This is a genomic window from Bacillus chungangensis (assembly GCF_030812995.1).
Lineage (GTDB): Bacteria > Bacillota > Bacilli > Bacillales > Bacillaceae_C > Bacillus_CF > Bacillus_CF chungangensis.
Genome location: NZ_JAUSTT010000002.1, coordinates 92,694 through 113,292 on the forward strand (window position 1 = coordinate 92,694; position 20,599 = coordinate 113,292).

The following is a 20,599-nucleotide window of genomic DNA, read 5'->3' on the forward strand; positions in this document are numbered from 1 at the left end:
AAAAAATGCTCTTCTTTCTTGATAACGCTTTCGTACTTAAGCTTTGTTCCACTTCTTATCAGTGAGGGATGAGAGCCCCCCACTTATGGAAGTTTTACTTAATTTTTAGACGTGAACCTTGGAGTTTGAACACATTATCTCATTTGCTTTTATTTGGCTTCTTTTAACGAGAAAACACTCATGATTTTTATCATGAGTGTTTTTCAGGCAAGCTATATTCAATCATTCATTAGAAAACTATTTCTCATCCAGTCCGCTTTTATTCATAATGTATCGTAATTTCATTTCCTTCTACATCCAACTTAGCATGCTGATGCGGCTTCACATCTCCTTTAATAATATCCTTTGCGATTTTTGTTTCTATTTGACGCTGAATATATCGTTTTAAAGGACGTGCGCCATAAACAGGATCATAGGCAGCATCTGCGATAAATTGCTGTGCCTCTTCTGACAATTGCAGCTGAATATGCTGCTCCTGCAATCTTAACTCCAATTCTTTCATAAACTTTGCAACAATGCCCTTCATATGCTGCATAGATAGCGGCTTAAACATCACAATATCATCAATTCGATTCAAAAATTCAGGTCGAAAAGATTTTCGTAATTGTCCAAGTACAAGCTCCTTCGTTGCTTCCGTGATTTCTTCATCGCCACTTTCCCGTTCAAGCAGGAAGGAAGACCCGATATTAGATGTCATGATAATGACAGTATTTTTAAAATCAACCTTCCGTCCTTGCGAATCAGTTATTTGACCATCATCTAATACTTGCAGGAGAAGATTAAATACTTCTGGATGAGCCTTTTCCATTTCATCCAACAAAATGACCGCGTACGGTTTACGGCGAACAGCCTCTGTTAATTGTCCGCCCTCTTCATAGCCAACATAGCCAGGGGGTGCTCCAATCAAACGCGAAACAGCATGCTTCTCCATGTATTCCGACATATCAATGCGGATCATATGTTCCTCACTATCAAATAAAGTTTGCGCTAGCGCTTTTGCTAACTCAGTTTTTCCCACTCCAGTTGGTCCGAGAAACACAAACGAACCAATTGGTCTATTAGGGTCTTTAATGCCGGCTCGTGCCCGCAATACCGCTTCACTGACAAGTTCGACAGCTTCTTCTTGACCAATTACACGTTCATGAAGAATACTTTCCAATCGAAGCAGCTTTTCCCGCTCTCCTTCTACTAATTTAGTAACGGGAATCCCCGTCCAGCGTGCGACAATTTCAGCAATTTCTTCTTCTGTCACTTCTTCACGCACTAAACGATTTTCATCTTGTTGATGTGCTGTCATCATTTCTTCAAGGGCTTTCAGTTCTTTTTCAGCTGCTGGAATCTTCCCATGACGAAGCTCCGCTGCCTTGTTTAAATCATATTCATTTTCCGCTTCTTCCAGTTCTCTTCTCAACATGTCAAGCTGTTCACGTTTTGCTTGAATGCTTTGAATATCCGCTTTTTCAGACTCCCACTTCGCTTTCATTTCATTTGCAGCATCTTTTAAATCAGCTAGTTCTTTTTGGAGAATGTCCAATCTTTCTTTACTAACAGCATCGGACTCTTGCTTTAATGCTGCTTCCTCAATTTCTAATTGCATGACTCTTCGCGTTACCTCATCTAATTCACTCGGCATAGAATCAATTTCGACCCGAATCGTTGCACAAGCCTCATCAACAAGATCAATCGCCTTGTCTGGTAAAAATCTATCCGTTATATAGCGATTAGATAGTGTTGCTGCTGCAACCAAGGCGCGATCATGGATGTTGACACCATGATGAATTTCAAACCTTTCCTTTAAGCCTCTTAAAATAGAAATCGTATCCTCTAACGTCGGCTCCTGTACGAGTACTTGTTGAAAGCGTCTTTCCAGCGCCGCATCTTTTTCTATATATTGGCGATATTCGTCCAGCGTAGTAGCGCCGATACAGTGAAGTTCCCCTCGAGCAAGCATAGGTTTTAACATATTGCCAGCATCCATTGCCCCCTCTGTTTTACCAGCACCAACAATCATATGTAATTCATCAATAAAGAGGAGAATTCTGCCGTCGCTATTTTTTACTTCATTTAAAACTGCCTTCAATCGTTCTTCAAATTCGCCTCTAAATTTAGCACCTGCTACTAATGCTCCGATATCTAGTGAAAAAATCGTTTTATCTTTTAGCCCTTCTGGAACATCTTTGCGAACAATCCGCTGTGCCAACCCTTCTACTATCGCAGTTTTCCCAACACCAGGCTCTCCAATAATAACGGGGTTATTCTTCGTTTTTCGTGATAAGATTCTAATAACGTGACGAATCTCAGTATCGCGGCCAATAACAGGATCTACTTTTCCAGCCTTCACTTCAGCTACTAAGTCTCTGCCATATTTCTTTAATACTTCGTAAGTTGCTTCTGGATTTTGTGTCGTCACTTTGTTGTTCCCCCTTATCGCCATTACTTCTTTTCGGATTTTGGCGCTCGTAATGTCATGTTGCTGCAAAAATTGAGTTATTTCATGCTGATTTTGCTCCATCAAAGCTAGTATCAAGTGTTCAACAGACAAATATTCATCTTCCAATGCAGCTTTTTCTTTTTCAGCTGCAGTCAATAATTGTTGAAGCGACGGAGATACATATTGTCCACTTCCTTGCTGATTTCCAAAAACCTGAGGCTTTTTTTCAAGCATATGATTGATGACAGGCAGCAGCGAAGTTTTTTCTAAACCTAAACGTTTGTAGACAGTTTGAAGAAGACTATCTGGCTTATCTATTAACACTTTCCAAAGGTGGGCAACATCAATTTCTTGATGATTTAATTGAGCTGCAAGCTGCTGTGCATGCATCATTCCTTCCTGCAATACCATTGTCATTTTATTGATGTCCATAGAAACACCTTCCCTTATGTTTAGTTGTTGTTAAGATTGCTAGATTGTGATGACAGGCTTCTTTTTATCATGTTATATTAGTTGATGGTACAAACATAAGATAGAGTAAAACTTCCCTTAATGAAAAAGGAAAACTTTTTTCTTCGTGCGCTATATTTGCAAGAGAAGCTTTTCTTCTTCTACTCCTGTTAGCCTATAGGGGATCACAAAAGATTGCTATCTACATTAATGAAGGTGGACAAAGATTGGCCGCAGCATTCTCAAAATAATCAGCACCCTTCATTTGTGAGCCAACATCCTGGATAATTTGCCATTATGTTTGAAAGCTTTTCTTATCCTGTCAAAACAAATCAATCGGACTTTTACTTTTAGCAGTGAAAGGAAAATAGTGAGAGGTGAGAAAACACCTGCCTCCTACTAGCAACCTTTTACTTCTAAAACAACTATGTCGGATAAAAGCTGGAGGTTATAGTGAATGGATTTTGAATCTTTATATTTACTTTTAAAATATTTGTTTTTAGGGGTGCTTCAAGGTTTTACTGAGCCGATCCCGATTTCTTCGAGTGGACACGTAAAATTAGCTCAGTACTTTATGGGCTTAGAAATAGAAGGCCTAACCTTTGAGCTCCTTGTTAATACAGCGTCCTTGTTCGCTGTCCTTCTTATATACCGCTTAGATATTATGAGGCTAGCAAATGGCAGTATACGTTTCCTCCGTACACGAGAACCTGAAGATAAAAAAGACTTTTACTTTGTCCTTTATCTTGTTATCGGAACTATTCCAGCTGGAGTAATTGGCGTCTTGTTTGGAGATTATATATCCGAGCATTTATCTTCGGTTAAGACAATTGCCATTACATTATTAGTAACAGGAATCGCTTTATGGATGATTAGAAATTTGCGCGGCCGCAAACAAGATGGCGACTTACGTGTAAAGGATGCCATCATTGTTGGTTTCGCCCAAGCCGTTGCTTTAATTCCTGGAATTAGCCGATCAGGTGCAACCATTGTTGCTTCTATGGCAAGAGGGATGAAACAGGAAACTGCTCTTCGCTATTCCTTTCTTTTGTATATTCCTGTTAGTGTAGGCGGGATGATACTAAGCTTTAAGGATATCTTCCAAGATCCAAATCTTGGGACACTGGCTATTCCTTATACGGTTGCATTTATTAGCTCTTTTATCGCATCATATTTCTCCTTAAAATGGTTCATGAATGTTATGGCAAAAGGCAACTTGAAATATTTTGCTTATTATTGTTTTATTGTCGGTATATTAGTACTCGGATTATTGAATTGGCTATAAGCCCTATAAAGAAGATTTTTCATTCACCCTCCCTTCATTTAGCTTAAAGGGAGGGATTATCATTACCGACATTATCTTTCGATAGAAGCTCTTTTATTCACTTACCGAATACCAAGGGCGATTTTCGCGTAACGAGACATTCGATCTTTTGTCCATGGCGGATTCCAAACAATGCTCACTTCTGTTTCTTTTACTTCAGGAATATCACTTAAAGCAGCATTTACTTGGTCAACAATCACGCCAGCTAAAGGACAGCCCATTGAAGTTAAAGTCATAGTGACAACTGTTTTTCCATTTTCATCCATCTCTACATCATAAACAAGTCCCAAGTTGACGATGTCTATACCAAGTTCAGGATCAATGACTTGTTCTAAAGCGCCCATAATATTTTCTTTTAAATCTTCATCCATTTGTTTATCCCGTCCTTTTTTATTATATTTTAGTTTATTGGAATGGGTTTAGCCCCCATTTAATCTGGTGAAGTTGCTTCCCCAGCTGATTCCTTTCGTTTTTATTGTTCCTTAGTTACTTGCTCTCTTTTATCATACCAAAGAGGATAAAGATGTTGTCAACTGTTTGCACACGTGAACCTATATATAGCTATTTGGCAAATGCCATTTGCTTGATCCGCTTTTAGTTTAGTAAGATCATCAATAGAAAGATTATTTAATTTTTTCATCAAGGAATTCGCACATTGTATAAAGATATAGACTTCTTAAGACGTTTTGAAAGCAGAGAAGGAGAGATGACATGACAAAGAAACATTTAATTGCGTTAGATTTAGACGGTACGTTATTAACTGATGAAAAAAAGATTTCAGAGAAAACAAAAACTACCTTGCAGAAAGCGAAACAGGCTGGCCATATTATCATGATTGCTACTGGCAGGCCTTATCGTGCAAGTGAGATGTATTATCGTGAACTTAGTCTTAATACACCGATAGTCAATTTTAACGGCGCTTTTGTTCATCACCCTATTGATTCTGATTGGGGATTTTATCATGAACCGTTATCTTTAAAGGTTGCCCGCGATATTGTAGAAGCATGCCAGGAATTTGATTTTTATAATATTGTCGCCGAAGTAATGGACGACGTTTACTTCCATTATCATGATGAAAAACTACTAGATGTATTCAAAATAGGTCTGCCGAAATTTACATCAGGTGATTTACGTCAATATTTGGAAGATAATCCTACCTCTATGCTTATTCATGCAAATGAAGAGCACGTGCCTGCTATACGCCGCCATTTAAGTGATGTTCACGCAGAAGTAATAGATCACCGCCGTTGGGCAGCTCCTTGGCATGTCATTGAAATTGTTCGCCACGGTTTAAATAAAGCGGTTGGTATTAAAAAAGTGGCAGAATACTACCAAATTCCTAAAGAGAACATTATCGCTTTTGGAGACGAAGACAATGATTTGGAAATGATTGAATTTGCAGGGATAGGCGTTGCCATGGGAAACGGCATTAAAGAACTAAAAAATATCGCTAATGAAGTGACGCTAACAAATGAAGAGGATGGAATTAGTGTATTTCTTGAAGAGCGGTTGAAACTGAAGTAAGCTGATAATCCAATGATTCCATCTGAAAATTCCTAAAAAATAAAAGTAAAACGGGCGGTTTAAGCCGCCTGTTTTATTTTTCGATAGTTTGTTACGTAAGATTGAAATAAAGACACTCATTCATTTCTTAAGGAGTTTTATATGCTTTTAAAAATAAAACACATTAAGCATACCATGAAATAAACTTGCGGGAATGACACTTTTTGATTTATCTCGAAGCCAACTAATAATAAAAGAAAAAAGAAATAATTGCCCACAATATAACGTTGTGTTAACAAAAATATCATTTGAATATCTATATAAAATAGCTACTGGAATATGCCAAATAGACCATAGCAGAGCAGTAATAAAATAAGCTTTCACCCTGCTTATTTTATTCAATTCAGTTCGTAAGAAACCACGCCAGGCAACTTCTTCTACTAATGCTGACAGTGTTGAGATGGTTAGACCTATCAATATCATGATAAAAAATTGTTCCATTGTCCAATTCAAGTGAAATGAAAGGAAAACTGGTATAATGATTGCAATGAAATACCAACGGAATTGTCCAATTGAAACCCCTAGCGTTGGGATTATTTTTTCCTTATAAATTACTTTTTGTACTAAAACAACAGAGAGAAAAGGAATCGCCATTGCAAAACCTAAAAATTTTTGTGGATTATTCATAAAAGCAATCAAAATATGGAACCCCAAAGTTAAACCAAATGTGATTCCAATAAATAGAATTACTTTTTTAACGTTGACTTTCATTATACACCGCCTTTTTAATACTCAGCCTAATGAATCATTTCTCTCAAAACCTCTCCTTTTCATAAGTATAACGGAATAATCTGTTTTTAAAATATTTTTAACCAAAAATGAAGGAAAGAATATTAAAATGATCGATCTTTTTTCTCTATAAACATCGCTGCCATTTTTAACAAAGCTTGATGATTACTCAATGACAGCAAGTAGTGAATCATTTGTTAATTTTTATAAATATTAAAGGACTCCTTATTAGGAAGTCCTTGTTCAATACAGAAATCATCTTCTTTGTGCAGCCTAGTCTTTTATAGAATGTCCTTTACATTTTCCTATTTTTTTGTGTGATTGAACTTACTAGCTAAAACAATATTAAAAACACCGAAAATGATGGTTAATATCATAATAGCTATAAAAATCTTTTCTGCTGGTAGCAGAAAGTACACAATCATTAAAGCAGCCACATATATTACATACCCAATATTAAATATCTTCCTGAAATTCATGATAGCATTTCCCCTTTGATGTTTTATCATTACCTAAGTGGCGGACAGTTCAAGAAGTTGGTATTGGAAATCTTACAGCATTGCTTGTTTCATCTGACAAAAGAGTTTCTAGAGCAGTACCGATTCTATAACTAAAGTAACACTTCACTTTATGTTGACATCTTTATAAGAATTATACTGCCTGCCCAAAGAAAATATGCAACTTGAGTTAAATAATACATTGTAAATTCAACTTTGGTAAGTTTCCTTTCTCGTCTAATTTTTCTTAGCTTCCAATAATAAAAAAATGAACATAGGACTAGAAGCAATACAGAAACTTCATGTGTGCTTTCTAATATACTAATAGCAATGATTACTCAACTCCCTCATTTTGATTGATTATTCTAAGAGAACCATTAGGAATAAATATTATAGAACCGAAAAGAATCCCTTAGAGCATTATTACTAAAGATGCAAAAAGAGATTCTTTTCTTTTTTATCCATACTTAAGTTTGTTCTGAGCGTTACTGATGAAGTTCAATGTAAGTATTTTATTCCACAGGCGTAGCTCCACAGGTTAAAGAAAAAATAAATATAGATATAGGTTTAATAGCAATACCTGCAAGTGCTAGAACTCCTGCTGCTGCAATCCATTGTTTGTTCTTCACGTACTCTAAAAATTCATCTAACGCGTCGCCCGCTATCCCAACGGCCTGAGACCAGCATCTTTTAAAAGCATTGCTATAGATAGTAAATGAACTCTGATCATTCATATACTCAACAACTGCCACAATACCTTCTTTTTCATTTTCACTATATGGTGAATTATTCAACGCCTGCTCATCAATAACGTAAAGTCCAGTGGACTCATCTGTAACTGCAATTTCTGTGAAAATGTACGCTAGTTCCTTTGCCATCGCTACTATTTGTTCAGATGTAGCAACATTTTCTTGTTCATTATTAGCAGCTGCGGCCGAAGCAAGGATTGGGGTGAACACTACTGTAAAAATCATCATCCAAGACATCATTTTACCTTGAAAAAAATAGAGGCTTTACTGATTGATTTCTCGATAACGATAAAGCCCCATAGCTTCTGTAATCAGAAGTAATGGGGCTTCATTATTATTTATTTTTTTGCGCGATCAGCATCAAACAATAAAGCAAGAATAATAAAGCGTATATCATCATATACATTTTAGAGAATTTAATCTTTTTAGAATAGTATATAAACAAATATACTAAAGTTACGATCATTAAAAATACTGAATATAGGCTAACCAAGTTATACATTTAAAAACCCACTTCATCTAGATTTAACTGTATATATTAATGCCCAAGTCATATCCAAAATAACGCCTTTGCCATTATTCTTTGACTCCATGTCTTCTGCAAGTTTTCCAGATATGCAGAAGTAATACCTGTGACACTGCCCAACTGCGGAATCCAAAATAAGGCAGCTGTTATCAGTCCTGCATCCACTGATGCACTTCGTAATTGAGAAATCGCATCTTTAGCTTGTTGATTATTATACGTAGCTCTTATACCCCACCAAAAAGTTTCTGATGTATACCCCTTGCTGTAAGTAGTAAATGTAGTGTCAGTTATAGACAAATCATCATTAACTAAAGCCTCTCCATTTGCTACTTTCTTATTAATTTCTTTGAAGGATTTCTCTAAAAGTTGTACTTCATTTCGAATATATACATCTTGTGGGATATTTTTGTCTATATATAAAAAACCTTGATTGTCCTTATGAACATAAGGCGCTACTTCTAAAACTAATGGATACTGTTTATTTCTTATGCGTGTTCTAATGATGTAAATTGATAAAAATTAATTTAATATACCACGTATTTTTTAGGCTACATCCCAAAACTCCTCCTTTGTTACACATTCCAATACTTCGCTAGTCTATGATGTTCCCATTATCATGCTGTCAAACATTCCAATGAGAAAGTATTATAAGTTAGACCTAATTATTAGACAATAACCGACATTATATAACGTTTTATCTTATTGATTTAGGTATATTAGTTCATTGCATTCAAAAAACTGAATGATTGATCTCTAAAATAGAAAATGACTTCGTTTACCGAAGTCATTTTCTTACTAATTATATATATTTTCCATGATTGAACCCAACATAGAAATTATTTGTTTCCGTATGAATGGATGCGGTATCAAAAGAAGCCTCTTTTATATCTGTTCCAAATACCAAAGCGCCTATTGCTACGAATCCTACTAGCATTAATTTTAATTTTTTCATTTTAATTTCCCCCGTTCTAATAATTTTTCCTCTGCTTTGTAGCTAAGAATAAAGTATCCACTAGATTTTTTGTAATTATCCTTATCAAAAAGTCCAATAGCCAGTTCCTTTGCATAATTCTTTACATAATGCCATAAATCTTCACTTTTAAAATACTCGATGGCATCTTTTGTTATTTCCTCTAGCTGCTCTATTGGTAATTGATCATTCAATGCCTTCAGAATGTTGAAATGATGTATATATTCTTTATTACAGACTTTTAATCCTTTTTCAATATATGTTGTTACTTCTTCTTTTTTTACAATTTTAAAATATTCACGAGCCAATAAGAACATCGTTTTATAATCTTTTTCTTCGTCTTCAAATGATTCGGAAAGATATCGAATCGCTAACTCTGAGAAATTTTGATCTGCATATAACAATCCTAAATTGTAATTAACTTTTAAAATTAATGATTTTTCATCCAGTTCTTGGAGAATGTTGATGGAGGCAATAAGGTGTTTTTCTGCAAGATGAAACTCTCTTAATGCAGTATAGGCCATTCCTAGCATATTTTCAGAAGCAGCTAACTTCACTTCATAACCAGGATTTTTAGAAAAAAATTGTTTGGCTTTTAATGCACAATTTACTGTTTCAACACACTGATCGATTAAGTAATAAAAGACTGAAGCTCTATAGTTGAATTCAGCTTTTTCTGCTTCATCTGGAATGGACTCCAATAATTTCTCAGCATATTCACAATGTTTTTTAGCGTTACTATAATTGCCAATCCCCGTAGCATAGATGAATTTAAAAAAATGATAATAATATTGTAAAAATTTATTCGTATCCTCTGAAATAACTAATTCTTCGTTTAGATGATGTTCAAAATCCTCTATTAAGATTTTGTACCGAAAATCTAACAAAGAATAGTAAATAAGTATTTCTTGATCTGGTTCAATATTATTTATCTTTTTATCAATTTCCTCTTTTAATTTTCTTGCCTTAATAACATGATGTGAACGTATTTCGACATACCAATCATTTAGCAGTTTCGTTATATCTTCTTTTGCTATAACCCCCACATCCAATTATACCACCCTTTTCCAAAGTTATTTTAAGCTTTTGTTACAATTATGGTAAATTTTACATTATACTCTCATTATAACAATCATTTCTTTTTTTCCAATGAGAAAAAAGACATAAACTGTCCTTTTTTTACAATTAAAGATAGTAAAATTGATTGTTTTAATAAGTTAATTTGTTGGAATGGGGGTAAATAGGATTTGAATTCCTTTTATAAGCGTTTGTTTAGTGCAAACTAACGTTAATGGTTCTACTGCAGCCGCTCAAATCGTAATTCTCGAAGGTTAAAATGGAGGACAAAAAGAACCGAGAAATTCTAGGAACGATAGATGCGAGGATCGGAACGTATATATAATACGTGAGAACCGGAGCAGCAGAGTGACACCGAAATTCGACAGTTATTTTTACCGGACATTTTAAACATCTGCTTATGATTCTTATGAAAAAGAGCATACTAAAAAAAGAGCACCCTGCTCAACTTCTCGAAAAAGGAAGCTGATCACCTTTGAAGAAGACGAATCAGTCCAAGCACTACGAAAAGCAAGGAAATGGAAATGATATGTTGGATGCTGCTTCATCCTCCACACTGCAGAAAGCAGAAGCCAAAAAAATTGAAAAGATGAAAATCTCTTCACGTGGCGGTGCGTAGCAAGCTGTATGAACTAAAGAGCAGGACCAACCAAATAGTTGACGTCCTGCTTTTTCTTTTAATCTTTACGAAAAAATCCTAGTATTCCAGTTGTCTGTACGATATTTGTGAAAGCGTGCGGATCGATTTCTTTAATAATCCGTTCGAGGTCGTATAATTCATAACGAGTTAATACGATAATCATCATTTCCTTTTCCTCATTAGAAAAAGCACCTTTTGCTGGAACAACGGTGATGCCGCGAACCATTTTGTCGTGGATCGCTTTTTTCAATTCTTCGGTTTTCTTTGTAATAATCATTGCTGTATGTTTTTGATGACGTGTATGTATCGTATCAATGACACGGGTAGAAACATATAGCGTTACTAACGTATATAATGCTTTTTCCCAGCCATAGACAGCTCCGGCTGTTATAATGATAACAGCATTCATAATAAAAAAATAAGTGCCAACAGAACGGCCTTTCATTTTCGAAAGTACAAGGGCTACAATGTCCATTCCTCCAGTAGATGCTCCAACCCTAAGGGTCATACCGATGCCAATAGCTGCAATGACACCTCCAAATACGGCATTTAGAATAATATCTGGCGATTGCGCTTCGATTGGAACCAGTTCAAGAAAGAGAGACATCAGTGCAACGGAAATAATACTATAGACAGTAAATGAGCGGCCAACTTTTTTCCACCCTAAAATAGCAACAGGAATATTTAGGATAGCTAACAAAATACCAGTTGACATCTTCATTGGCGTAAAATCAGTAAAAAGGTTTGCCAACAACTGTGCAGCGCCGGCAAAACCACTTGCATAGACATTAGCAGGGATTAAAAACAAGTTCATTCCTATCGCATTTAATAATGCACCAATAAAAACAACTATGATTTTTTTCCCATGCTCAAACACCAAATTCTCTTTCATGTTATCCTCCTATTTTAAATGAATCCTATCGTTTCTCGTAAAAAACTGTATACTTACATCATACAATACTTTTTAAAGGGTGAAGGATATGACAATTAAATTATTTGTGGACAGTGCCTGCGACCTGCCACTTTCCTATTTACAAGAAAATAATATCACTTTATTGCCGCTTCATGTTCACATCGATGATAAAAGCTATGAAGATTTACAAACTATTGCACCAGAAGAAGTATACAAAGCAATTCACGCTGGAAAAATGCCAAAGACATCTCAGGCTGCTCCAGAGTTAATGAAGCAATTATTTACTGAACTTGCAAAATCTCAAGAACAAGGCATCTACATCGCCTTCTCTTCTGCATTATCAGGCACCTACCAAACAGCTGTAATGGTCTACAATCAAGTAAAAGAAGATTATCCAGATCTTGATTTAACGATTATTGATTCTAAATGTGCCTCTTTAGGCTATGGTTTAGTCGTCAGAAAAGCAAATGAACTGTTGCAAATGAATGCTTCAAAGAGTGATATTGTACAGGACTGCGAATGGTACTGTCAACATATGGAGCATTTATTTACAGTAGAAGATTTAGACTTTCTTGCTAGAGGAGGACGCTTATCGAAGGCTTCTGCCTTTCTCGGAGGACTTCTGCAAATTAAACCGCTGCTTCATGTGGAAGAAGGAAAGCTGATTCCACTTGAAAAAATAAGAGGCCGAAAAAAATTAATGAGAAGAATGCTGGATATTATGAAAGATCGCGGTGTTGACCTTGAGAAGCAGACAATTGGCATTAGTCATGGAGACGATCAAGAAGCAGCAGAAGAACTAAAAAAAATGATACAAACACAATTTCACACAAAGAATGTCATCATTCATATGATCGGTTCTGCTATAGGGTCGCATTCTGGTCCTGGAACACTCGCACTCTTTTTTCTAAACAAAACAAAGTGACGCTTCCATCAATTTTTTTATTTCTCATATCATAGAATGTCTTTAAAGTACATGGTGCGCATCCTTATACTCATATGTTTGCTTTTACCACACATATCGAGACCATTACGTTGATACAACGAGCAGATCCGTAGAAATCCTTTGTTTTCAGCACTTTTTCAAGCATATTGTCTTCACGAGAGAAGGAGAAAAAATCGAAAATAAGATGATTAAAAATGATATCAATGTTTCTGTTGTGGGAACACAAGGAAATAGAATATTCAGATTTAAAGGGGTGCTGCTAAAATGGTACTCCTTTTCTCTTATTTAGACGTTCAGAAATGAGCGTCTTTTTTCTCGCCCGAAAACAGAAAGGACCTTTTTTATTGTTTTAATGCAAACTAGAAAGGAGAACATTTGATGAATGTAAGGCAGAATCTTTGTCTTTTTGAGTGTCAGAAAGAATTGGTCTATTGATATGCATTTAAAAGAGCGACAAACTCATAGGGATTTAGAGGTTTGCGTGTTCATTTTTTCTGCGACTTTGTTCTGAAAGGATTGACAGAACCAACGAAACGTAATATAGTGTACTTGTTCAATAAGTACACTACATTACAATAGGAGGGCTCTTGTGGAGATTATCATTAGTAGCAATTCAAGTAAACCCATTTATGAACAGATAACTTCCCAAATTAAAGAAATGATTATGAGCGGTGAATTGCAGACAGGCGACCCTCTTCCCTCTATGCGCTCATTGGCAAGAACTATTCATGTTAGTGTCATTACTGTTCAAAAGGCTTATGAAGACTTGCAACGAGATGGGTTCATAGAAACTACTGTTGGACGAGGTAGTTTTGTAGCGGCGCAAAACAGAGATTTTATACAAGAAGAACAACAAAAAAAGATAGAGGAACATTTAGCGATCGCTGCAGAAACTGCTCGCATAAGTGGTATTAAATTAGAAAAGTTAATTGAATTGATCTCCATTTTTTACGAGGAGGAATAGATATGAATTATAGTTTAGAAATAGAGAACCTTTCAAAAACATATCCTCATTCAGATTTTTATTTAGACAATGTTTCTTTTAGCATTCCTGAAGGTTGCATTATGGGGTTTGTTGGTGAAAACGGAGCGGGTAAAACAACAACCATAAGCATCATCTTAAATACGATAAAAAAAGATAGTGGAACAGTTAAAGTACTCGGGCAGGAAATGGATGGCAACAATACAGATGTTCGTGAAGATATCGGTGTTGTTTTTGATGCTAACAATTTTTCCACTGCATTAACTCCTAAAAAACTTGCAAATGTTATGGCAAAGGTATATAAAAATTGGAATCAAAAGTTTTTTATAGCGACCACAAGAAAACTTGACATTCCCTTAGATAAAAAAATAAAGCAATTTTCTCGTGGAATGACAACGAAGTTAGCTATTACTGTGGCATTGTCACATAGTCCAAAACTACTTATTTTAGACGAAGCAACTTCTGGATTAGACCCTGTTGTACGAGAAGAAATTTTAGATATATTTCTTGAATTTGTAGAAAACGAAAATCATTCTATTTTAATGTCTTCTCACATCACTAGTGATTTGGAAAAAGTGGCTGATTATATTACCTTCATTCATCAAGGGAAAATTATTTTAACCGAAAAAAAAGATACTTTAATTTACAAATATGGAATTGCTCGTTGCAAATCAGAACAATTTAGTCATTTAGATAAAGAAGATATTCTTTCTTATAGAAAAAGAGGATATCAGGTAGATGTGCTCGTAAGGGATAAAAAAGCTTTTGAACGAAAATACGATAGCATCATAATTGACAATGGCACTATTGATGAAATCATGCTGTTACTTATTAAGGGGAAGGATTAATATGAGAGGTCTACTGCTAAATAATTTATATTCAATGTCAGGTAATATAAAACTTTCTTTTTGTATGGCACTAATACTGGTTTTTGTACCCATCTTTATAAGTGATAGCTCCTTTTTGTCTATGATAATGAGTATGCAGTTGTTTATATTTATTTCGAACACGGGAGCATCCCTACAAATAGATGAAAGTTCTAAATGGAATAAATTTGAACTTACATTGCCAGTCAAAAGAAGAACGATTATCAATGCAAAATATGTGTCGTTCATTATACTAATTGCATTAGGTATTTTAATTAGCACTTTAACAGCAATAGTTTTCATTGTATTTAAAGGTAGTGTTGATATAAAAGACCTTATTTTGGGTTATTGTTTTGGATTAACACTATCTATTTCTACTCCAGCTTTTATGTATCCCTTTATATTAAAAATGGGAGCAGAAAAAAGCGATCTAATCATAGTTCTGTCTGGCTGCTTATCCGTAGTCCTAATGTATTCAATATCAATTCTTTTATCATTGTTTGTAACAGGTATTAGTTTTAGAAGCCCTATTGTTTGCATTACTTCGGTAATTGTGTCGGTGCTTTTGTTTATCCTCTCTTACTTTTTAGCAGTATGGATACATCGTAACAAGGAATATGACTAGAGTAAAATTCAAAAATGAGTGATGTTTAAAAAGTACCAAACGGAAAAGAACAAATCTGGTTATGAACAAAGCTATAAAATATATGAATGTGAAGATTGTATGATCACGAAGCATCTTCCACAAGCTAAAAATGTTTGCAAGCTTCTATAAATCTACTAACGGTAATATTTATGTCGATGGTAAAATAAAATATTTTTTACATATGGAGGAAATAATATATGAAACGAAAATGGATACTTCTTCTACTCGCTGGATGGATCACGATAACCGGCGGTTTGTTCCTAAGTGGGCAGACTGGCACGATTGCTGAACAACAATTCGGCTACAACCGACAGTTAATTCAGGGGCTCGTGGCGACTGGGCTGGTGGTTCCACTTATTTTGTATTTATATCAGCATGTCTATCGGCTGACTGGTGTAAAACCAAAAAAGCCGGTCTATTCATGGAAAAGTGGCTATCACTTTATAACAGGAGTGCTTCTGGCAATTGTACTCACTTCGTTAGGTTTTATGATCGCGACTTCTCAAGGATGGATCATCATTGAACAATGGCATACCCCTGATCATTGGTTCGCTGCGCTGCTTATAAACTCGCTCATTGCCTTTTTGTTTGAAGCTTTGCCGGAGGAATTAGCTTTACGTGGAATGATATATGATGTCTTACGTCATCGATTCTCCACTTGGCTAGCGGTATTATTCCAAACACTGTTATTTGTCTGTGTCCCTATAGCAATGGCCCTGATGTCGGGGATAGTTGGACTTACTTTTGAAAACGTCCCCCTGGCTTATATTATATTAATTCTATGCTTTGGGATATGTTTGCAGTTGCTTCGTCTCTGGACTGGAAGTCTCTGGACGACGATTGGTTTTCACATAGCATTCTTAGAAATTAACAGGTTTGTCATCATCGGGTCAGATGAAGAATATAATCCGCCAATTGTAACCTACCACGAATCAGTGCTCGGAGCTGGTGGATTGATCACTCTCACCATGCTTGTGATTGGCGGTATCATTGTATCGCTCTTTATATTAGGTACGAAGCGTTTTATACGGAAAAGAGCGATAATGACAATATGACTCCATGGATCATTTTTTTAATTATCTCACAGTTAAAAAGTGAATGATTGTACCTTAAAATCAAGCATTACAGACATCTTAAAGCTTTTATAAAAAAACTCTAAAGAACGAGTAAATACTCAAACAAACCAGCTTTTATGTATCCTTTTATATTAAAATTTGGAACAGAAAAAAGCGATCCAATCATATTTCTGTCTTCCGGCTTATCCGTAGTCCTAATGTTTTCAATATCAATTCTTTTATCATTGTTTGTACCAAGTATTAGTTTTCGAAGCCCTATTGTTGTAATTACTTCGTTAATTGTGTCGGTGCTTTTGTTTATCCTCTCTTACTTTTTGGCAGTATGGATACATCGCAACAAGGAATATAACTAGAGTAAAATTCAAATATAAGGAATGTTTAAAAAGTACCAAACGAAAAAGAACAAATCTGGTTATGAACAAAGCTATAAAATATATGAAATCTGTCTATTCGTTTTAATCTCTATTTCTATTTGAATAATCCGTCTACTAACGAAAAGAGTTTCCATTAAAATGTTAGAGGATAAAAAGTTTATCGTAAATGGAAAGCCGATACCCTCCTTAGTTTAATAATCAAAAGAGGTGTATGTATTTTAAGTTGGCAAGCTTCTATAAATCTACTAGCGGTAATATTTATGCTGATGGTAAAATAAAACATTTTTCGCATATGGAGGAAATAATATATGAAACGAAAATGGATACTTCTTCTACTCACCGGATGGGTTACATTCACCGTCGGTTTCTTCCTAAGTGTTCTTTCTGCTACGATTGCTGAACAACAATTCGGTGTATCTGAAAACGTTCGAAAATTAATTCAGGGGCTCGTGATGAGTGGGCTGGTGGTTCCACCTATTTTGTATTTGTATCAGCATGTCTATCGGCTGACTGGTATAAAACCGAAAAAGCCGGTCTATTCATGGAAAAGTGCCTATCACTTTATAACAGGGGTACTTCTAGCCATTGTACTCGCTTCATTAGGTTTTATGATCGCGACTGCTCAAGGATGGGTCATCATTGAACAATGGCATACCCCTGATCATTGGTTTACTGCGCTACTTATAAACTCGATCTTTGCCTTTTTGTTTGAAGCTTTGCCGGAGGAATTAGCATTTCGGGGTATGCTGTATGATGTCTTACGTCATCGATTCTCCACTTGGCTAGCGGTATTATTTCAAACACTGTTATTTGTCTTGTCCGCTATAGCAAATGGTGGAGGTCCAGGAATGTATATTATACAAATTCTATGCTTTGGGATATGTTTGCAGTTGCTGCGTCTTTGGACTGGAAGTCTCTGGGCGACGATTGGTTTTCACATAGCATACTTAGAAATTATCAGGTTTGTCATCTCGGCACATGGATACGGCGTTCCGCCAATTGTAACCTACCACGACTCAGTGCTTGGACTTGGTGGAGTATTTATCGGTCACTGCATGATTGTAATTGGCGGTATCATTGTATCACTCTTTATATTACGTGCAAAGCGTTTTATACGGAAAAGAGCATAATGATATTAGGACAGATATTGTAGATTCTATCGCTTTTTCACCTTTTGTTGACCCACAAAGTAATTTGGCTTAGTTATGTAACAGTTAGACATCACCCTAAATGACATTTACTACGTTTAAAAATGGAGAGGAGCAAAGCATAATGAAGTTTTTATTTTCTATTGCATTAACCTTATTACTCACTGCATGTGGTAGCCTAGCTACAACTACTGAAACAGAAGCGACAAATGGTACCCAAGAGGAAGAAACAAGTCACGAAAGTGAAGTTCATAACGGGAATGGAGGATTTTTATGGAAAGTCCAAGAAGGAGATACGACTGTATATTTACAAGGTACCATTCATGTAGCTTATGAAGATATGTATCCATTAAATCCATACCTCGAAGCAGCCTATGATGAAGCAGATGTGTTACTTCCAGAGATAGATTGGCCACACGCTGACCCATCAGCAGGTCTCAGTGAAGAAGAAGCAATGGAACTATTTACCTTAGAGGATGGTTTGACTTTATCAGAGCTTTTGGGTGAAGAAATATTTGAAGACTTGATAAAGATACTAGAGCCTCAAGGGCTGACTGGCGAAATGATTAATCATTTTAAACCTTGGTATATCACTGATTTGTTAAATCAACAAGTTCTTTTATCAAAAGACAGTAAAGCTACACTTGAAGGTGGCGTTGACTATCATTACCTTGAACGTGCTGCAGAGGATGGAAAAGAAATAAAGGAATTAGAAGGGTTCATAGTTAGCCTGCTTGCTCTAGATAGTATGTCGATGGAGTTACAAGTAGAGAGATTAAAAGATACCATTGATCAAAGTGATATGGACGTACCTGAATTTCCTATAGATGATTTGGTCGATGTTTGGTTAGCTGGAGATGAAGAAACATTTATTAAATATTGGAATATGACAACTTACGGTGAAGAGTATGACGATGTTTTTTTATTCCGTCGCAATTCTGATAATGCTGATATCATTGATTCTCTTTTACAGGAAGATACTGATAAAACTTACCTTGCTCTTATCGGAGCATTCCACTTTATCACTGAACCAGGAGTTCAACATTATCTCGAAGAAAAAGGCTATACTGTTGAAAGAATCTATTAGATGTTACAAAAAGGACTACCTGTTTAGATAATGGATTAATTTCGAAAGGCCTCGCCATTTCGGTTATTGGAGTTTAGCAAGTTCGACCTTGTTAACATTAATCATTGTATCGATTGTTTACGAAGTTTTATCGAAGCTTTTCAAGAAAAATCGGAAGGAAATAAGGATAACCAGTAGAAAAGACCTACAAAATGATAAAGTGTACCCCTTGTAAAGGACATTTTAAAAAAGACTATATTACACCAAGAAGATGATTTCTGTATTGAACAGGGGTCATCTTCCATGAAACCTTGGCTCATTTCTTCCTTCATCTGCAATCGCAACAGCGATTTTTTTCCTTTGACACTTCTAAACCTACTATAAGGAGCTTAACATATTTTAAAAATACTGCTAGTCAACGTGTCGAAAAATTTGACACTCTTGAAACGGCTCAAACCGTTGATATATCAATATTTATAGAGGGAGGAAATATATATGAAACGAAAATGGATACTTCTTCTACTCGCCGGATGGGTTACAATAACCGTCGGTTTGTTCCTTGGTGGTCTTTCTGGCACGATTGCTGAACAACAATTCGGCGTACCTAACAACGTTCGAAAGTTAATTATGGGGCTCGTGATGAGTGGGCTGGTGATTCCACCTATTTTGTATTTGTATCAGCATGTCTATCGGCTGACTGGTGTAAAACCGAAAAAGCCGGTCTATTCATGGAAAAGTGGCTATCACTTTATAACAGGAGTGCTTCTGGCCATTGTACTCGCTTCGTTAGGTTTTATGATCGCGACTTCTCAAGGATGGATCGTCATTGAACAATGGCATCCCCCTGATCATTGGTTTGCTGCGCTGCTTATAAACTCGTTCATTGCCTTTTTGTTTGAAGCTTTGCCGGAGGAATTAGCATTTCGGGGTATGCTGTATGATGTCTTACGTCATCGATTCTCCACTTGGCTAGCGGTATTATTTCAAACACTGTTATTTGTCTGTTTCCCGATAGCAAATGTCCTGATGGCGGTGATTGTTGGACTTACTATTGAAAGCGTCTCCCTGGGTTATATTATATTACTTCTATGCTTTGGGATATGTTTGCAGTTGCTTCGTCTCTGGACTGGAAGCCTCTGGACGACGATCGGTTTTCACCTGGCCTTCTTAGAAATTAACAGGTTTGTCTTATCAAATGAATATCCAGCAATTTTAAACTACCACGACTTATTGCTTGGAGCTGGTGGAGGATTTATCTCTTTCTACATGATTGTAATTGGCGGCATCATTGTATCACTCTTTATATTAGGTGCAAAGCGTTTTATATGGAAAAGAGCATAATGACAATACGACTCCATGGATCACTTTTCTAACTTTCTCGCAGTTAAAAGGTGCAACAACCGGATTTCCGTATCAATGAATTCCGTGGAGTACGAATGAAAGCATTAATGGATGAGTTGTTTGAAGCAATGATACTCAAATTTTGCCTCGCTACTTTCATAAAAATGTTTCCATTTAAAAAAGCAGCTAAGAAAAATGTTTTATTTTTCTTTAGCTGCTTTACTTTTAAGGGCTTATCGGACAGCCCTAATATCCAACAAAAACCGATCATGGCGGCAAAATGAT

Annotated in this window: 21 protein-coding genes and 1 pseudogene; 14 read left to right on the forward strand and 8 right to left on the reverse strand. The window is 35.9% G+C overall.

Going from position 1 to position 20,599, the window contains the following annotated elements:
• Positions 1–259: 259 nt before the first annotated feature.
• Positions 260–2,863 (reverse strand): ATP-dependent chaperone ClpB, encoded by a 2,604-nt coding sequence (gene clpB, locus J2S08_RS02395; RefSeq protein ID WP_307226306.1) that lies wholly within the window; start codon positions 2,861–2,863, stop codon positions 260–262.
• Between the two features lie 475 nt (positions 2,864–3,338).
• Here clpB and J2S08_RS02400 point away from each other — a divergent pair, with 475 nt between their 5' ends.
• Positions 3,339–4,166: an undecaprenyl-diphosphate phosphatase gene (locus J2S08_RS02400; RefSeq protein ID WP_307226307.1), complete on the forward strand. Its 828-nt coding sequence runs from the start codon at positions 3,339–3,341 to the stop codon at positions 4,164–4,166.
• Between the two features lie 101 nt (positions 4,167–4,267).
• On the opposite strand, the gene J2S08_RS02405 is transcribed toward J2S08_RS02400, so the two are convergent.
• Positions 4,268–4,576 (reverse strand): metal-sulfur cluster assembly factor, encoded by a 309-nt coding sequence (locus tag J2S08_RS02405; RefSeq protein ID WP_307226310.1) that lies wholly within the window; start codon positions 4,574–4,576, stop codon positions 4,268–4,270.
• A gap of 340 nt (positions 4,577–4,916) precedes the next feature.
• Here J2S08_RS02405 and J2S08_RS02410 point away from each other — a divergent pair, with 340 nt between their 5' ends.
• Positions 4,917–5,729 carry a Cof-type HAD-IIB family hydrolase gene (locus J2S08_RS02410; RefSeq protein WP_307226312.1) on the forward strand — a complete coding sequence of 271 codons (813 nt, stop codon included), beginning with the start codon at positions 4,917–4,919 and terminating at the stop codon, positions 5,727–5,729.
• A gap of 147 nt (positions 5,730–5,876) precedes the next feature.
• On the opposite strand, the gene J2S08_RS02415 is transcribed toward J2S08_RS02410, so the two are convergent.
• From J2S08_RS02415 to J2S08_RS02435, 5 genes are all read right to left on the reverse strand, one after another.
• Entirely contained in the window at positions 5,877–6,479 is a 603-nt protein-coding gene (locus tag J2S08_RS02415) for a CPBP family intramembrane glutamic endopeptidase (RefSeq protein ID WP_307226314.1), read from the reverse strand.
• Between the two features lie 1,027 nt (positions 6,480–7,506).
• Positions 7,507–7,971, reverse strand: a complete 465-nt coding sequence (locus J2S08_RS02420; RefSeq protein ID WP_307226316.1) for a hypothetical protein — start codon at positions 7,969–7,971, stop codon at positions 7,507–7,509.
• 322 nt (positions 7,972–8,293) lie between these two features.
• The gene (locus J2S08_RS02425) at positions 8,294–8,566 is read right to left on the reverse strand and encodes a hypothetical protein (RefSeq protein ID WP_307226318.1); all 273 of its coding nucleotides are present in this window, start codon (positions 8,564–8,566) and stop codon (positions 8,294–8,296) included.
• Between the two features lie 502 nt (positions 8,567–9,068).
• Positions 9,069–9,221, reverse strand: coding sequence for a hypothetical protein (locus J2S08_RS02430; protein ID WP_307226320.1), 153 nt, complete (start codon positions 9,219–9,221; stop codon positions 9,069–9,071).
• Entirely contained in the window at positions 9,218–10,285 is a 1,068-nt protein-coding gene (locus J2S08_RS02435) for a Rap family tetratricopeptide repeat protein (RefSeq protein WP_307226322.1), read from the reverse strand. The genes J2S08_RS02430 and J2S08_RS02435 overlap by 4 nt, the downstream gene beginning before the upstream one ends.
• A 506-nt stretch (positions 10,286–10,791) precedes the next feature.
• Between J2S08_RS02435 and J2S08_RS02440 the strand changes: the two genes are divergently transcribed.
• Positions 10,792–10,935 (forward strand): hypothetical protein, encoded by a 144-nt coding sequence (locus J2S08_RS02440; protein WP_307226324.1) that lies wholly within the window; start codon positions 10,792–10,794, stop codon positions 10,933–10,935.
• A 58-nt stretch (positions 10,936–10,993) separates the two neighbouring features.
• Here J2S08_RS02440 and J2S08_RS02445 read toward each other — a convergent pair whose 3' ends face one another.
• Positions 10,994–11,848, reverse strand: coding sequence for a YitT family protein (locus J2S08_RS02445; RefSeq protein ID WP_307226326.1), 855 nt, complete (start codon positions 11,846–11,848; stop codon positions 10,994–10,996).
• Between the two features lie 88 nt (positions 11,849–11,936).
• Between J2S08_RS02445 and J2S08_RS02450 the strand changes: the two genes are divergently transcribed.
• From J2S08_RS02450 to J2S08_RS02490, 11 genes and pseudogenes are all read left to right on the forward strand, one after another.
• A complete protein-coding gene (locus J2S08_RS02450) occupies positions 11,937–12,794 on the forward strand; it encodes a DegV family protein (RefSeq protein WP_307226327.1) in 858 nt (285 codons plus the stop codon).
• Positions 12,795–13,404: 610 nt separating this feature from the next.
• Positions 13,405–13,779 (forward strand): GntR family transcriptional regulator, encoded by a 375-nt coding sequence (locus tag J2S08_RS02455; RefSeq protein ID WP_307226329.1) that lies wholly within the window; start codon positions 13,405–13,407, stop codon positions 13,777–13,779.
• Between the two features lie 2 nt (positions 13,780–13,781).
• On the forward strand, positions 13,782–14,645 hold the full coding sequence (locus J2S08_RS02460; RefSeq protein ID WP_307226331.1) for an ABC transporter ATP-binding protein: 864 nt from the start codon (positions 13,782–13,784) through the stop codon (positions 14,643–14,645).
• A 1-nt stretch (position 14,646) separates the two neighbouring features.
• Positions 14,647–15,288, forward strand: coding sequence for an ABC-2 transporter permease (locus tag J2S08_RS02465; RefSeq protein ID WP_307226333.1), 642 nt, complete (start codon positions 14,647–14,649; stop codon positions 15,286–15,288).
• A 218-nt stretch (positions 15,289–15,506) separates the two neighbouring features.
• The gene (locus J2S08_RS02470) at positions 15,507–16,364 is read left to right on the forward strand and encodes a CPBP family intramembrane glutamic endopeptidase (protein ID WP_307226335.1); all 858 of its coding nucleotides are present in this window, start codon (positions 15,507–15,509) and stop codon (positions 16,362–16,364) included.
• Positions 16,365–16,501: 137 nt separating this feature from the next.
• Positions 16,502–16,738 carry an ABC-2 transporter permease gene (locus J2S08_RS22360; protein WP_370875618.1) on the forward strand — a complete coding sequence of 79 codons (237 nt, stop codon included), beginning with the start codon at positions 16,502–16,504 and terminating at the stop codon, positions 16,736–16,738.
• 329 nt (positions 16,739–17,067) lie between these two features.
• Positions 17,068–17,889, forward strand: a complete 822-nt coding sequence (locus J2S08_RS02475; protein WP_307226337.1) for a CPBP family intramembrane glutamic endopeptidase — start codon at positions 17,068–17,070, stop codon at positions 17,887–17,889.
• A gap of 142 nt (positions 17,890–18,031) precedes the next feature.
• Positions 18,032–18,994 (forward strand): TraB/GumN family protein, encoded by a 963-nt coding sequence (locus J2S08_RS02480; protein ID WP_307226339.1) that lies wholly within the window; start codon positions 18,032–18,034, stop codon positions 18,992–18,994.
• A 32-nt stretch (positions 18,995–19,026) separates the two neighbouring features.
• Positions 19,027–19,208: pseudogene (locus J2S08_RS22365) on the forward strand (hypothetical protein); the annotation flags it as partial.
• Positions 19,209–19,468: 260 nt separating this feature from the next.
• Positions 19,469–20,314 carry a CPBP family intramembrane glutamic endopeptidase gene (locus tag J2S08_RS02485; protein WP_307226341.1) on the forward strand — a complete coding sequence of 282 codons (846 nt, stop codon included), beginning with the start codon at positions 19,469–19,471 and terminating at the stop codon, positions 20,312–20,314.
• Positions 20,315–20,409: 95 nt separating this feature from the next.
• Entirely contained in the window at positions 20,410–20,598 is a 189-nt protein-coding gene (locus J2S08_RS02490; protein ID WP_307226343.1) for a hypothetical protein, read from the forward strand.
• The last annotated feature ends 1 nt before the right edge of the window (position 20,599 follow it).

Bases quoted from the DNA above. Each gene is read 5' to 3' on its own strand.
- J2S08_RS02405 (WP_307226310.1), bottom strand. From the start codon at position 4,576: ATGGATGAAGATTTAAAAGAAAATATTATGGGCGCTTTAGAACAAGTC.
- J2S08_RS02470 (WP_307226335.1), top strand. From the start codon at position 15,507: ATGAAACGAAAATGGATACTTCTTCTACTCGCTGGATGGATCACGATA.
- J2S08_RS02410 (WP_307226312.1), top strand. From the start codon at position 4,917: ATGACAAAGAAACATTTAATTGCGTTAGATTTAGACGGTACGTTATTA.
- J2S08_RS02400 (WP_307226307.1), top strand. From the start codon at position 3,339: ATGGATTTTGAATCTTTATATTTACTTTTAAAATATTTGTTTTTAGGG.
- J2S08_RS02480 (WP_307226339.1), top strand. From the start codon at position 18,032: ATGAAGTTTTTATTTTCTATTGCATTAACCTTATTACTCACTGCATGT.
- clpB (WP_307226306.1), bottom strand. From the start codon at position 2,863: ATGGACATCAATAAAATGACAATGGTATTGCAGGAAGGAATGATGCAT.
- J2S08_RS02430 (WP_307226320.1), bottom strand. From the start codon at position 9,221: ATGAAAAAATTAAAATTAATGCTAGTAGGATTCGTAGCAATAGGCGCT.
- J2S08_RS02465 (WP_307226333.1), top strand. From the start codon at position 14,647: ATGAGAGGTCTACTGCTAAATAATTTATATTCAATGTCAGGTAATATA.
- J2S08_RS02420 (WP_307226316.1), bottom strand. From the start codon at position 7,971: ATGATGATTTTTACAGTAGTGTTCACCCCAATCCTTGCTTCGGCCGCA.
- J2S08_RS22360 (WP_370875618.1), top strand. From the start codon at position 16,502: ATGTATCCTTTTATATTAAAATTTGGAACAGAAAAAAGCGATCCAATC.
- J2S08_RS02415 (WP_307226314.1), bottom strand. From the start codon at position 6,479: ATGAAAGTCAACGTTAAAAAAGTAATTCTATTTATTGGAATCACATTT.
- J2S08_RS02450 (WP_307226327.1), top strand. From the start codon at position 11,937: ATGACAATTAAATTATTTGTGGACAGTGCCTGCGACCTGCCACTTTCC.
- J2S08_RS02445 (WP_307226326.1), bottom strand. From the start codon at position 11,848: ATGAAAGAGAATTTGGTGTTTGAGCATGGGAAAAAAATCATAGTTGTT.
- J2S08_RS02485 (WP_307226341.1), top strand. From the start codon at position 19,469: ATGAAACGAAAATGGATACTTCTTCTACTCGCCGGATGGGTTACAATA.
- J2S08_RS02460 (WP_307226331.1), top strand. From the start codon at position 13,782: ATGAATTATAGTTTAGAAATAGAGAACCTTTCAAAAACATATCCTCAT.
- J2S08_RS02475 (WP_307226337.1), top strand. From the start codon at position 17,068: ATGAAACGAAAATGGATACTTCTTCTACTCACCGGATGGGTTACATTC.
- J2S08_RS02490 (WP_307226343.1), top strand. From the start codon at position 20,410: ATGAAAGCATTAATGGATGAGTTGTTTGAAGCAATGATACTCAAATTT.